Source organism: Flavobacterium sp. LC2016-13 (genome assembly GCF_009707955.1).
In the GTDB taxonomy this organism is placed as follows: Bacteria; Bacteroidota; Bacteroidia; order Flavobacteriales; family Flavobacteriaceae; genus Flavobacterium.
The window spans coordinates 172,539-186,634 of sequence record NZ_WMDQ01000008.1 but is presented as its reverse complement, the minus strand read 5'-3'; the positions used below and the strand labels follow the sequence as shown (position 1 = coordinate 186,634).

The 14,096-nt window shown below is 34.3% G+C and carries 13 protein-coding genes; 3 read left to right on the top strand and 10 right to left on the bottom strand.

What is annotated here, in order from left to right:
* Window positions 1–26: 26 nt before the first annotated feature.
* The 5 genes from GKZ86_RS16945 to nirB all read right to left on the bottom strand — a co-directional run bounded on the left by GKZ86_RS16945 (window position 27) and on the right by nirB (window position 6,925).
* A complete protein-coding gene (locus GKZ86_RS16945) occupies window positions 27–686 on the bottom strand; it encodes a response regulator transcription factor (protein ID WP_154784252.1) in 660 nt (219 codons plus the stop codon).
* A 531-nt stretch (window positions 687–1,217) separates the two neighbouring features.
* Window positions 1,218–3,026: an ATP-binding protein gene (locus tag GKZ86_RS16940; protein WP_154784251.1), complete on the bottom strand. Its 1,809-nt coding sequence runs from the start codon at window positions 3,024–3,026 to the stop codon at window positions 1,218–1,220.
* Between the two features lie 7 nt (window positions 3,027–3,033).
* On the bottom strand, window positions 3,034–3,618 hold the full coding sequence (locus tag GKZ86_RS16935) for a DUF4202 domain-containing protein (protein ID WP_154784250.1): 585 nt from the start codon (window positions 3,616–3,618) through the stop codon (window positions 3,034–3,036).
* Between the two features lie 124 nt (window positions 3,619–3,742).
* Complete coding sequence (gene nirD, locus GKZ86_RS16930) at window positions 3,743–4,120, bottom strand: nitrite reductase small subunit NirD (protein WP_154784249.1); 378 nt, start codon at window positions 4,118–4,120, stop codon at window positions 3,743–3,745.
* Between the two features lie 291 nt (window positions 4,121–4,411).
* Window positions 4,412–6,925, bottom strand: coding sequence for a nitrite reductase large subunit NirB (gene nirB / locus GKZ86_RS16925; protein WP_154784248.1), 2,514 nt, complete (start codon window positions 6,923–6,925; stop codon window positions 4,412–4,414).
* 269 nt (window positions 6,926–7,194) lie between these two features.
* Here nirB and GKZ86_RS16920 point away from each other — a divergent pair, with 269 nt between their 5' ends.
* On the top strand, window positions 7,195–7,974 hold the full coding sequence (locus GKZ86_RS16920) for an META domain-containing protein (RefSeq protein ID WP_154784247.1): 780 nt from the start codon (window positions 7,195–7,197) through the stop codon (window positions 7,972–7,974).
* A 107-nt stretch (window positions 7,975–8,081) separates the two neighbouring features.
* A complete protein-coding gene (locus tag GKZ86_RS16915) occupies window positions 8,082–8,513 on the top strand; it encodes an META domain-containing protein (RefSeq protein ID WP_154784246.1) in 432 nt (143 codons plus the stop codon).
* Window positions 8,514–8,567: 54 nt separating this feature from the next.
* On the opposite strand, the gene GKZ86_RS16910 is transcribed toward GKZ86_RS16915, so the two are convergent.
* A complete protein-coding gene (locus GKZ86_RS16910) occupies window positions 8,568–9,848 on the bottom strand; it encodes a DUF2130 domain-containing protein (RefSeq protein ID WP_154784245.1) in 1,281 nt (426 codons plus the stop codon).
* A 164-nt stretch (window positions 9,849–10,012) separates the two neighbouring features.
* Window positions 10,013–10,891, bottom strand: coding sequence for a LysR family transcriptional regulator (locus GKZ86_RS16905; protein WP_154784244.1), 879 nt, complete (start codon window positions 10,889–10,891; stop codon window positions 10,013–10,015).
* A gap of 205 nt (window positions 10,892–11,096) precedes the next feature.
* On the opposite strand from GKZ86_RS16905, the gene GKZ86_RS16900 reads away from it, so the two are divergent.
* Window positions 11,097–11,804: a class I SAM-dependent methyltransferase gene (locus GKZ86_RS16900; protein ID WP_154784243.1), complete on the top strand. Its 708-nt coding sequence runs from the start codon at window positions 11,097–11,099 to the stop codon at window positions 11,802–11,804.
* 87 nt (window positions 11,805–11,891) lie between these two features.
* On the opposite strand, the gene GKZ86_RS16895 is transcribed toward GKZ86_RS16900, so the two are convergent.
* Genes GKZ86_RS16895 through GKZ86_RS16885 form a run of 3 tightly spaced genes read right to left on the bottom strand, consistent with a single transcriptional unit; the run spans window position 11,892 to window position 13,767 of the window.
* Window positions 11,892–12,869 carry a zinc-dependent alcohol dehydrogenase family protein gene (locus GKZ86_RS16895; RefSeq protein ID WP_154784242.1) on the bottom strand — a complete coding sequence of 326 codons (978 nt, stop codon included), beginning with the start codon at window positions 12,867–12,869 and terminating at the stop codon, window positions 11,892–11,894.
* An 11-nt stretch (window positions 12,870–12,880) separates the two neighbouring features.
* The gene (locus GKZ86_RS16890; protein ID WP_154784241.1) at window positions 12,881–13,159 is read right to left on the bottom strand and encodes a putative quinol monooxygenase; all 279 of its coding nucleotides are present in this window, start codon (window positions 13,157–13,159) and stop codon (window positions 12,881–12,883) included.
* Between the two features lie 2 nt (window positions 13,160–13,161).
* The gene (locus GKZ86_RS16885; protein ID WP_154784240.1) at window positions 13,162–13,767 is read right to left on the bottom strand and encodes an NAD(P)H-dependent oxidoreductase; all 606 of its coding nucleotides are present in this window, start codon (window positions 13,765–13,767) and stop codon (window positions 13,162–13,164) included.
* Between the last annotated feature and the right edge of the window lie 329 nt (window positions 13,768–14,096).

The following is a 14,096-nucleotide window of genomic DNA, read 5'->3' as shown; positions in this document are numbered from 1 at the left end:
ATGCTATTTTTAAGCTTTAAACAGAATTATAAAAGCGAATATTCGGCCGCTTTATTAGAAAGTTCCATTAAATTCTTCACTTTCAGTTTTTTCATCAAATTAAAACGATGTACTTCGGCAGTTCGTTTACTGATTTCAAGAGCTTCAGCAATTTCTTTGTTTCCTTTTCCGGATAATAACAATGTCAGAATTTCTTTTTCTCTTTTGGTAATCATCATTTCTTCTCCTAAACTTTGTTTCGGTTCTGATGATGTTGAAGGATTTGTTAATTGACTGATTAAGATAGAAGAAATGTCTCCACTAAAATATTTTCCGCCTGCAGCAACGGTATGCAAAGCTTTTAAGAATTCTTCTTTACTGGAACCTTTTAGTAAATAGCCATCGGCTCCGGCTTTTATGGATTTCAATACATATTCTTCCGATTCGTGCATCGAAAGCATGATGATTTTTACGTTGTTATTTTCACTTCTAAGTTTTTCTACTAGTTCGATACCCGTTAGATTTGGCATACGAATATCGGCTATAAGTAAATCTGGTTTGCTTTCGGCTACAACATCAAGTGCATCGGCGCCATCAATTGCTTCGCCTACAACCTCAATGTTTGCTTCGTTTTCGAGTAAAGATTTGATTCCGTCTCTAACAAAAACATGGTCATCTGCCAATACTACACGAATGATATTACTCATAATTTACTTAATTAGATTTCTGTATTTTTACGTATATTCATCTATAAATATGATGCTAAGATACGTAATTTTTTAGATTTTAATTTTCAATTTTTTTCAAATTGAAAACTCCAATATTTAAATACCAAATTAAATAATTGTCAGGCTGAGCGATCCCGAAGCCTCGGGATCGCTCAGCCTGACAATATTGTGCTCAACTTTGACAAAGTTTGATTTTTAATTGCCTCCTGCTTTAGCTGGAGGGTTTTGTAGATAACACAAAGGGCTTTAGCCAAATGTGTAAGTTTGGCTAAAGCCCTTTTGATACTTGTTTGTATACCTCCAGCTAAAGCAGGAGGCAATTGATTTGTTTTATTTTAACTCTCATATACACTCAAAATCTCTTTTGAAAACGTTTGCTCGCGAGAGGGATAGGAGGAAGCTACCGAAGTAGCCCGGATAGCCCGACAGCATTAGGGAAAGTGGGCGAATATAGATAAAGTATGTTTGCCCACTTTTTCTAATGTTGTCTCGCCCTGATGATTGACAAATTTATTTAAGAATCGGAATATTAAACGTAATTCTGGTTCCTTCTCCCGGAATCGAATTGAAGAAAACGCGGCCGTTGATGTACTGAATTCTTTCCTTCATAAATAACAATCCCATTCCGGATTCGCTGTTGCGTTTTTTGTCGACTGCATTGATGTCGAAACCTTTTCCGTTATCATCGATAATGATGCTTAAAAGTGTTTCGCTGTGAGAAAGTTGTACAATAATATGCGATGATTCAGCGTATTTTATAGCGTTGTTTATGGCTTCTTGTGTAAGTCGATAAATATTGATTTCGATTAGGGAATCTAAACGCTGGTCGAAATTGGTTTTGTTGTAGAAAAGGATTTCTTTTCCGGTAAGTTTTGAAAGTTCCTGCGTTAGTTTTGCCAAGGAAGAAACGATTCCGTGATCGCTTAATTCGGGAGGCATTAAGTTGAAAGTCGCGGTGCGGACTCCTTTTATAATATCTAGGGAAAGTTTTTTTAGGTATTCTATTTTTTGTTCTGATTTTTCTCGATCATCCAGATTAATACTTTCCAGACTGAACTTTAAACCGGTAAGCATTTGGCCAATTCCGTCGTGAATTTCTTTGGCGATTCGGTTTTGTTCATTTTCTTGATTTTCAACAATTTTACTCGAAATAATCTTTTGCTGATTGATTTTTTCGGTAATGTTTTCGAGATTCAAACGTTCAACTTCGCGTTGCGCTTTTTTGCGTTCAGTAATATTAAAACAAACAATTAAAAGTTCAAGTTCGTCTTTTTTAATCGTTACGGGAACCATTGATAAATCGAGCCAAATGGTTTGATCGTCTCTGTTTAGAATTTTGATTTCGCCTTGCCAGCCACTGCGTTGTTTTTCGAAAATAAGTCGGTCAATATTGATTTGTTCTTTTTCGTCAATCGTTAAAACTTCAGAGAATTTTTTGTTGGATGAAAACTTGGTATAATTTAAAAGTTTAGCGAATTTTTCTCCAATATGAATAATCGAACCATCGGGCGCAACACGGCAATAAAGCAATGTGTTTTCCATTGCGTAGTTGAGCGATTTTAATTCTTTAACCGAATTTTCTTTGATTTCGCTGATGATTTCGGTATCGTATGCCAGTTTTAAAGCTTTTTTTTCTGAAGATAAAAGTCTTGTAATTAATCGTTCTATCTTTTTATTTGTGGGTTTAAAAATGAAGAAGAATTCTAAAAGCAGCACCAATAATGTAAAACCGAAAATCCAGTATTCTATTTTGCGCTGTTCGGTTACTTTTTCGTGTGCTTCAAGATCGTATTGTGTTACAATCTGATTCATTTTTGAAAGGAAAGAACCTTCGTTTTCTAAAATAATCTGTACGAGTTTTTGATTTTCTGCGGATTGTTTTTTCTGCTTTAAATTCAATAAAAATGTATCGGTTGTTTGCGCAATTTTATTGAAAATCGGATTGATTTCCAGATATAATTTAGAAAGTGTTTCTGATTTTTCTTTTGGAAAAGCCAAACTATCGCTACCGTTTTCGAGTGCATTTTGGTTTTTTTTCCACAGTGATAAAACATCTTGTAAATGTGAAATTTGCTTTGCCGAAGCGGTATCAGAAACGTAATGTAGAATCAGAACTTCTTTGACGATTTTCTGGCTCAGCATTCTTTGTTTTCCCGAAAAGTTGATGATTTTAGAATCGCTTAACTGCTGATTCAGATTATATTGTACTAAAACCTGACTGATAATTATGGTTAAGGCAATAGTAAGAAGTGCAAAAAAATACAAACGGCGTAAATTTTTGAATGTGATTTTATCTTCTTCCTGATTGCTTTTTTTCATACTCGTTTTACAATCCTAAAGAAGCTTTTATAAGGTTTAAATTTTCTTCAGAATAGTTGATTTTTAAGGCTTCCTGATGTCCTTTATCCGACATTTTATCCCAGGTTTTTTTGATGATGTTTTTTAGCTTTTCTTCGTCGTGTTTATGAACGAAAGGTTCTAAATAATATTCTAAAAACACGAGACAAATTACATCTTCTAATAATTGTGTTTCATGGTCTTTTTTAAGTAATTTTTTCTCTATTAAAAAGGAAACGCGATCGATAAAAGCCTGATCGTAACCTGCTTTTTCAAGAATTTCGGCTGTAGTTTTTGCGTGGAATTTCTTCAATTCTTCTCTCCATTTCAAATAACCAACGCGATCCATTGGGTACGATTCGCGGGCAACTTTCCATCGACAGATGTGTTGAGCTTTTGACGCGATCTGGATTTCTTCTGAAGCATTTGGTTCGAACTGCATCAGTTTTTCGTACATCCTGTTTGAATACAATAATTCTTTTGGATATTCTTTGTTTTGGTCAATTTCGATATTTGAATCTTGTGCGTTTTCAGCATCAATCCATTCGCTTGCTTTTTGAAAAGGTGTAGTCATTTTTTGGTTTGATAATAGAATTTCAAAGATACGTAAATTAGTAGAAAAGTTTAAAGTGAGATGAAAGAAGCAAGATTTGAAAAACTTTTATCATCATGCATCTTGCTTCTTTCATCTTAAAAGGCTAATCTACAAACCCAACATATACTTCGTTTTCAACTACTTTAATTGGGTACGTTGCAATTTTAAAATCGTCACCATTTAAGTTAGCACCGTCAATTAATGAAAAAGTCTTTTTATGCATTGGGCAGGCGATTTTCGGGATATCATCTGTAGATCCTGTCATTCCTCTTGAAAGTACCATTTCCATTTTATGCGGACATGCGTTTTGGCAGGCGTACCATTCGTTACGGCGTGTGAAATTGAAAATAGCAATTTGCTTGTTTTTGTATTTAATGCAGCCGCCGCGATTAGTTGGAAAATCTTCAACTTTACCCGCTTTAAACCAAATTGTTGCATCGCTCGCATGAACTGTTTCGTATTGATTTAAGATTTCTTCCATTGTAATTTTGTTTTGATTTCCTGTTTCTTAGCCCTCTTTTTACAATCAAGAGAGTTTTGATGGCGCAGTAAAAAAGAGGGTAAGAAGGACAGCAAACGTTTTGATATTTTTTTGTTTTTTGGAGCTGTTTTTTTAAACACATAGAAGCATAGGTTTTTTTGCTTTTTGTTTTTGAAAAGAGAATTAAAAGAAACTAGTTTCTAACACATAGCTGTCTATGTTTGTTAATGCAAGTGAAACGCCTTTATTAGGTTTTCAAAATCTATGTCTCTATGTGTTAAAAAAATATTTTTAAGTCCAAGCTTTTGGCGCTTTTTGATCTCTTAACGGAACAAAAACTGCATTTTCGTCTTTCTCGTCTGAGTTTACAAAATGATTAAAGCGTTTTAATAATCTTGGTTTTTCTAATACCTGTTTCCATTCGCATTCAAAAGTGTTCACTAAAGTTTGCATTTCGGCTTCCAATGTTTCGCAGATTCCTAAACTATCTTCGATTATTACTTCTTTTAAATATTCTAAACCGCCGTCTAGTTTTTCTAACCAAGTTGAAGTTCTAATCAGCGGACCAGCCGTACGGATGTAATACATTAAGAATCTGTCCATGTATTTGATAACTGTTTCTTTATCGATTTTTTCGGCTAATAAAACAGCGTGTTTTGGGTTTGCTCCGCCATTTCCAGCGATGTATAAATTCCAGCCGCCTTCAACCGCAATTAATCCGAAATCTTTTCCTCGGGCTTCAGCACATTCACGAATGCAGGCTGAGACACCACCTTTTAGTTTATGCGGAGAACGGATTCCTTTGTATCTGTTTTCGAGTTCGATGGCAAATCCTGCGCTGTCGTCCATTCCGTAACGACACCACGCATTTCCAACACAGCTTTTTACGGCACGAAGCGATTTTCCGTAAGCGTGACCGCTTTCAAAACCATTATCAATTAAGATTTTCCAGATTTTAGGCAGATCACTTAAATGCGCACCGAATAAATCAACTCTTTGTGCTCCTGTTATTTTGGTATATAAATCGAATTGTTTGGCCACTTCGCCAATCACAATTAATTTTTCAGCTGTAATTTCACCTCCGGCAACTCTGGGAACTACAGAATAGGTTCCGTTTCGTTGAATGTTTGCTAAAAATCTATCGTTTGTATCTTGGGTTGTAACGTGTTTATTTGCCGTATCGTTGTAAATACTAGAGAAAATAGAAGCGACAACTGGTTTGCAAATCTCGCATCCATCTCCTCTTCCGTGATGATCGAGAACATCATAATAGTTCTCGTATTTATTGATTTTCACCAAGTCGAATAATTCCTGACGATTATAATTGAAATGCTCACAAATCACTTCTTTAACTTCTTTTCCAAGTGATTTTTGAGTTGCTTTTACCAAATCTGAAACCATTGGTTTACAGCCGCCACAGCCAGAAGTAGCTTTGGTTGTTTTGACAACGTCTGAAAGAGTAGCGCAGCTTTCGTCTAAAATTTTACAGCAGATAGCGCCTTTGGTAACATTTTCGCAGGAACAAATTACAGCTGTATCTGGTAAATCCATTACACTTCCTAAATTTGAACCTTCAGAACCATCGCGAGAACCTAAAATCAAATCTTCGGGATTTTTTGGCAAAGCCATTGCGTTGCTGTAAATCTGGAAAAGTGAATTATAATCGCTTGCATCTCCAACCAAAATTCCGCCTAAAAGTGTTTTAGAATCTTTGGTAACGTTGATTCTTTTGTAAACACCGCTTAATTTATTCTCATAAATAATGGCAGTTACATTTTCATTTTCAACAAAAGGATCACCAAAACTCGCCACTTCAACACCAATTAATTTTAATTGTGTCGACATATCAATGGTTTCTCTCATGGTTTTAGAACCATTTAAGATTTGTTCTGCAGCAACATCAGCCATTTCGTAACCTGGAGCAACAAGTCCGTAAATATTCTGGTTGTAAAGTGCCGCTTCACCAATTGCATAAATAGAAGGATCTGATGTCTGCATTTGATTGTTTACCACGATTCCGCCTCGTAAACCAACTTCAAGTCCTGAAACTCTTGCCAGTTCGTCGCGAGGTTTAATTCCGGCAGAAATAACCAACATGTCTACTTTTAACAATTCGTCGTCAGCAAACATCATTCCCGTTATACTTTCTTTTCCGTCAATATATTGTGTTGCTTTGTTAAGATGAATTCCAATGTTTAATTCTTCAATTTTTGATTGAAGCATATCACTTGCGCCTTTGTCTAATTGTCTCGGCATCAAACGCGGAGCAAATTCGACAACATGCGGATTCAATCCTAAATCTCTAACGGCTTTTGCTGCTTCAAGACCTAATAATCCTCCGCCAAGAACAGCGGCTTCGGTTGCGCCTTTCTGTTTTATCTTTTTGGCATAAACCATAATAGCATCCAGATCTTCGATGGTTCTGTATACAAAAACACCTTCTTTTTCGACGCCTTCTATTGGCGGAACAAAAGCAGAAGAACCTGTTGCCAAAACTAAGTAGTCGTAAGTATGTATTTTTTCTAAATGTGTATGAATTGTTTTTTCGTTACGATTAATATCTGTAATTAATTCAGATGTGTTTAGAATAATGTTATTTTCGGCATACCATTCGGTTGTTGATAGTGATAAATCATCCGCCGTTTTTCCTCCAAAGTATTCACTTAAGTGAACACGATCGTAAGCACGCCTCGGTTCTTCACCAAAAACGGTAATTTGATACTTTTCCTGTCCTGATTTTGCAATGAATTTTTCGCAAAATTTATAACCAACCATGCCGTTTCCAACTACTATTACTCTAATCATGATTTCTTTAATTAAGTATTACCACGCAAATATAAGTATTTATACTTATTGTTATACGTATTTATTTTATTTTTTTTTAAGTAGAAGTAGTTCTGTAGAATACGTATTTTGATTTAATCTTTTACGTAGTGCGGGTTTTTAATCAAATATAGAATCGATAATTATTTTAAATTTGAAAAGATTCTAAATAATAAATTCAAAATAATGTCGTAAATTCATAAGAATTTTACTTGTATTTTGTTAAAAGATCTTATTTCAAATAAAGCGTTATGAAAAATATACTTTCACTTTTGCTCTTACTTTCTGTAATGGCTGGCTGTAAACCTACAGCAGACAAAACTTCAAATACACAAACTACTTCTGAATATGGTTCTCAGGAAGATGAGATGAAATATTATTTTACAGCAACCGGAAACGAGCCTTTTTGGGGCTTAAAAATGGGGAATGATGAAATTATATTCACTTCTTTGATTCCGGGAAAAGAAAAACTTGTTTTTGCACCTGTTGATGCAATTAAAGCGATGGATGCTAATGTTAAGATGTATAAAGTTGCTAATGAAACTTCGACGGCTACTATTACAATTCAGCAAGTAGATTGCCAGAATTCAATGTCCGGTGCAATTTCTCCTTATAAAGTTTCGATAGAAATTAAAAACAATTCAGAATTGGAAAGCAAAAAAATAGAGGGCTGTGGAAAATATAATACTGATTATCGACTTCATGATATTTGGGTTTTGGAAGAATTAAACGGATTTAAGGTTTTTGTTACTGATTTTCAAAGAGAATTACCAAGAATTGAAATCAACTCGGCCGAAAATAGATTTATGGGTTATGGAGGCTGTAATGCAATTAGTGGCTCTATTTTTTATGAGAAAGATTTATTGCGATTTTCAAAAGTTATTTCGACTTTAATGGCGTGCGCGCCTGGAAATAAAGAAGGAGAGTTTACTAAAGCACTTCAAAGTACAACCACGTATTCTATTGAAAATAACAGATTAACATTGTCGAATCCTTCTGCTAAGCTTTTAGTTTTTAGAAAGGTAGATTAATCTTTAGACTTTAAAAATGTCTTAGAATGGCTTAAAAATAACTTTTAGTATCTAAGGTTGGTTTAGAGACAATATATTTTTGTAAAATAAAACTTATATTATTTTACATGAAAAAGATTTTAATGTTATTTATTGCAGTATCATTGATTTACAGCTGCAAATCGAGTAAAGCTACAAATTCAGTAGCTACAACTAATGAAAACTCAGTTGAAAAGAAATTACAACAAACCTGGATTTTAGAAAACTTAAACGGAAAAGTAATTACTGATAAAGATTTTTCAAACGCTCCAAAAATCCAAATGAATTCATCAAGTTTTTCTGGATCAACAGGATGCAACGGTATTAAAGGAAGTTTGGTATCAAATGCTGCAGGAAAACTTCAGTTTCCAAATCTTTCAGCTGAAACTAAAAAATGTGATGCAAAAAAAGAAACTGAATTTCTACAGTTATTAAGAACAACTTCTGGTTATTCTATTGAGAATAATAAGCTTTATCTTTCTAATCAGTTTGGACTTACAATGTCTTTCAAAAAAGGATAATTAAAATAAAAGGCTTCGAAATTAATCGAAGCCTTTTTTATTTCCAATTATAGATTATTCTAATTCTTTAGGATCTTCGTCATCATCGCCTTCAACAAAATCCAATTCTAAAGCTCGTACAGTCTGAACTGCATTTCCTGCAATTCCACGAATCGATCCGTACATTCCTAAGGTGTTGTGAACTACTTTTTCGATTTGTTTTTCACGTTGTTTCCAGATTCTCTGCATAGCTCTTTTTTCTGCATCAAGATCGCCTTGCATTTGGGTGAAACCTTCTACAATTCCTTCAATTTGTAAACGGAATTCGTTGCTGGTTAAAAAGTCATACAACATCGACATTTTATCGCCTTTGTTTTCCTGCGCCTGAACAGCCTGACTTACCTGAATTAAGGATTGACGTAAAACAGCACTTAAACCTTTAAATTCTTCATACGTACAAATCCAGATGCCGTCGCGCATGCCCATTCTTTCCATTCCTGCCGGCATAACTTCAGTTACTAAAACACCAATATTAGCTCTTTTAGTTCGAATATCATTTTTAAATTTCTCAATCCACGCGGGTTGAAAAGCTTTTGTTCTTTTACTTTCATAATAAATAGAACCGCAGTTTTGATGTTCGCGCGTGTTTACAATTTGAAGACAATCGGCTCCATTTGCACCTTTTTTAACTTCATCAATACTATCAAGCGGAAAATTATTTGCCAGCCATTCTTCAATCGCTAATTCCATTACTTCGCCTTGTAATTGCATAGAACCTTGTTCCTGCTTGCGTTTCATTTCCTCAATCAGCTTTTTTTGATCGTCAGATTGTTTTTGGTATTCTTTGATTTTTAGCTCGTTTTTTTCTTCTTCCTGTTTGCGAATTTTATCGCGTTCCAGAACCAAAGTAGCGTTGAGTTGCTTTTGAGCTTCGGCTTCTATTGCTTCTTTCATCTCCAGTTTTTCACGTTGAAGTTTGGCAATTTCTCCCGTCATTTTATTCATTTCGCGAAGTTTCTCTGATTTTTCAGAAAGTTCCTTTTCCATCAAAAGCAAACGATCTTTGTTTTCTTCGTCGAGTTTGGTTTTCAGTTTTTCAGTAATTTCTTTTTCGGCAGTCTTTTTTTCACGTTCTAAACGTTCTGCAAAAAGCTCGTTTTCTTGTTTCTTTTTGGCTTCAAATTCGGTTTTGGCTTTTTCGAATTGTTCGTTTTTAAGCTCCAATTCTCTGGTTTGAGCATTGGCTTTTTGTTGAAATTCTTTACGGATGCTGTCTTCCAATTGATGTTTTAAAACATCATTGACATCGATAGGAGTTCCGCAGTTTGGGCACTGAATTGAAGATTGTTCAGCCATTTTTATATTGATTTTATTTATTTGCTAAGGTATTTAAAAGTTCTCTTTTTATGATGCGGATTTCTGTACTAAATTGTAACGATTTTTTTTATAGCCACGAATTCACGAATTTCTTTTTCTTAGTTTACGCATAGATTTTAAAAGTAAAATTCGTGAATTCGTGGCTATCCTTTTTTTAACAAAAAATCAACAGCAGTTTTAGTGATTTCAGAATCGTCTTCTTTTGATGTAATAATCGAAACATCGGTACGTAAATTGACTTTTTTCAATTCGATAAAACCAATTTCAGGATCTTGATTATTTTTTGCAATATTTGAAGGAACAATCGAAATACCTAATCCGTTTTTGACTAATTGCACGATTGAATTGATATTGTTCGCTTCGTGAATTATCTTTGGTGTAAAGCCATAAAATGCACAAAGTTCTAATAAAACTTCATGATAATGCGGTGCGTAATCTTTATTGAAAAATACGAATGTTTCCTCTTTTAGGTTTAGAATTTCTTTTTCAGATTTTATTTGAACGGTATTTTTATTGTAGACCAATGAAAATCCATCCTGAAACCATAAATGCGTTTTTATTTTAGGAGACTTTATTGGTGAACGTATAATTCCCATTTCTATTTTTCCTTGTTCTAAAGCGGTGATTTGCTTTGTTGTCGAAATTTCAAAAAGCTTGAAATTCACGTACGGAAATTGTATTTTTAAATGTTTGATTAAATCTGAAATTACTGCCGAATAAATAGAACTGATGTAAGCAATCCTGAATTCGCCTGATATGTTTTCAGCTATCTTCTTTGTTTTCAATGAGACACGTTCTAAATTCTGAAAAAGTGCTTTTGCTTCTTTTTCAAAATATTTTCCAGCTTCAGTAAGTGTTACTTTTTTATTATTCCGAATGAAAAGCTTTGCCTGAAGTTCTTCTTCGAGTTCAATAATCTGGCGACTTAATGGCGGCTGGGAAATAAAAAGTTTTTCTGAAGCTTTTGTAAAGTTCAGTTCTTCGGCTACAGCCAGAAAATATTTTAGATGACGTAATTCCATGATACTTTAAAAGTATTATTAATTGATAAAAATAGTATTTTTAAAGTATATATTAAAAGAATAATTTTGAAAAAAAAGTTTCACGCAGATTTGGCAGATTTAAGCTGATAAGCGCAGATTTTCATTTAATTATTTAAAAAAAATAAAATCATTTTAAATCTGCTTTAATCATTTTAAATCTGCGTGAAAAACTAAAACAAAACATATGAAAAAATCAACTATTACAGAGATCAAGGAAAGATTTGACAACGATGTCGAACGATTTTCGAATTTAGAAACGGGACAATTGTCTACAATTGATGCTAAAGTTTCGTTAGAATTAATTACGGAAGCTTCAAAAAGAATTGTTCCGAATGCTACTCATGTTTTGGATATTGGCTGCGGTGCAGGAAATTATACTTTAATGATGTTGTCTAAATTACCGAATTTGAATTGTACTTTGGTCGATTTGAGTTTGCCAATGTTGAATAAAGCTTCTGAAAGAGTTTCGGCTGAAACAAACGGAAATGTCGAAATTAAACAAGGTGATATTCGAGAAGTAGATTTAGAAGAAAATAGTTTTGATATTATTTTGGCTGGAGCTGTTTTACATCATTTAAGAGATGACGAAGATTGGGAAACTACTTTTATAAAGTTGTCTAAATTATTAAAACCGGGCGGTTGTTTTATGATTTCAGATTTAATCACGCAGGATACTGATTTGTTGAATGAATATACCTGGCAGCGATATGGTGAATATTTAGAAGGAATAGGAGGGGCTGAATATCGCCAAAATGTATTTGATTATATTGCCAAAGAAGATACACCAAGATCAATGAATTACCAATTGGATTTGATGAAAAAAGTGGATTTTAAAAGCGTCGAAATTTTACACAAGAATATGTGTTTTGGTGCTTTTGGCGGAATTAAATAAAAATGTTTGCCACGAATTTTTACGAATTAAATTTTTATTTGCAAATAAAAATTAGTGCTAATTCGTGCAATTCGTGGCAAAAAAAACTTAAATTATATCTACAACAATTTTTCCAATTGCAGAACCATCACTTACTGCTTTATGCGCTTCCATTGCATTGTCTAAGGTAAATTTTCTTGGATCAATTAAAGGTTTAAGCTTTCCTTCTTCAATTAATTTTGTAGTTTCTTTTAAAATATCTCCATGATGTTTTCTTCCTTCGTTCCCAATCATTGGGTGTAAAACAAAAACACCGTGAATACTTGCAGAACGAAGCGAACTTGTTGCTAATGTATGAGTTCCGAATGCATAACAACTGCTGATTTGCCCGTAATGGCGAATTGCTTTAAATGAATCGTCAAGCGACTGACCTCCAAGAGTATCATAAATAATGTCAAAACCTTTTCCGTCTGTGTATTGATTTACGTAATCTTCAACGAGAGTGTTTTTATCAATCGCGGTTGCTCCATACGATTTTACAATTTCTGCTTTTTGAGGAGAAACGGTTGCGTAAACATCGGCACCAAAAATTTTAGCCAGTTGTACAACCATGTGTCCAACGCCTCCAGCTCCGGCGTGAACCAAAACTTTGTCTCCTTTTTGAACTTTTGCTCTGTCAATCAAACCTTCCCAGGCTGTAAGTAAAACTAACGGAATTCCCGCAGCTTCTTTCATGGTTAAGTTTTTTGGTTTTATAGCTAATAAATCAGCATCAACTGCAGTATATTCAGCTAAAGTTCCCTGAACTCCTAAAACGCCTCCGGCAAGTCCATAAACTTCGTCGCCAACTTTAAAATCCGTTACGCCTTCACCAATTTCTTCAATAACTCCGGCAAGATCAGTTCCTAAAATCGCTGGTAAAACCGGAGAGGCGTAAGGCGAAAGTCCAAGTCTTATTTTGTTATCGATTGGGTTTACGCCACTTGCGTGTATTTTTATTAAAACTTCTCCTTTTTTAGGAGCTGGTTTTTCAATTTCTGTGTTTACGAACTCAGATTCGTAAGTATTGGTAAAAAGTGCTTTCATAACTTTATTTATTAAAGTATTTGGATTGTTTTGTAAACCTGAATTGGTGCAGAAGTTAAGGCTTCGCTTTTTGCAATAAAGTCTAATAAATAAGGCTGATTGTTGTGAATATCAAGTCCGGCCTGATCTTTCCATTCTTCCCAAATAATGAAAACATTTTCGCTTGTGTGAAGATCGTAACGAACGCAGGCTTCTTCTTTTCTTGTTTGTGTAACCAGATTTTGAATCAGGGTTTTAACTTCTTCAATGTTTTCTTGTTTGCTTTTTATAATTGCGGTGATAGAGATCATGATTATAAGTTTTTAAAGGTTTCTTCTAAATGTTTGGTGTAATTTTCTTTGAAGATGACAATGTTTTCTGCAGTTGCACCTTTTTCAACGTCGTGGAAATGGAAACTGTTTAATTTTTCCATACCTACAAATTTATTCATTTTATGGAAACCAAACATAGCTCCTTGATCTACAGATGTTTCTTCGAAGAATTCTCCAGGAAGTGTAAAGGCTGTTGCAGGTGCGTTCCAACTTGTAGTCAACATATATTTGCGTCCGTGTAGCATTCCGCCAGTTCCGTAATTGATGTCAGGATTTACTCGACTTCTTCCGTCGCTTTTGTAAATTCCTTTTTGGTGTCCGGCTGTGAAAACGTCGTCGATGTATTTTTTGAAAAGATTTGGTAATTGAAACCACCAAACCGGAGTATGATATACTACAACATCTGCCCAAACAAATTTTTCTACTTCTACGTCTAAGTCAAAATCTTGTTTGATGTCGGTTGTTTTAATTTCAAATTTGTTACTGTTCTTTAAATATTCGATTGTCCAATCGGTAACGGTTTCATTGAATTTTCCGCCTGAATGCGCAAAATTTTGGCTTCCGTTGATGATAAAAATTTTCTTCATTTTACTTTTTGTTCTGATGAATCTGGTTTGCGTGAGGGATAGAGGCGGTATCTCCCGATTTAGAAAAACAAGGCTTTTTAGCCGTAGTTTTTGTTAATCGGGAATTTAGCCGAAAGCCCGACCCGGAGGGGCACGCCCAAATTCTAATTATTTAATTTTTTGAGATTTTTTTGAAACACATAGAAACATAGATTTTTCTTTTCTAAAAAAGGTAGTTGAAAGAAACTAGTTTCTCACACATAGTTTTCAAAGTTTGTCATTTCGAGTAATGACAAGATTGTGTAGCCTATGTTTGTTAATGCAAGTGAAACGCCTTTGCCGACAAAGAA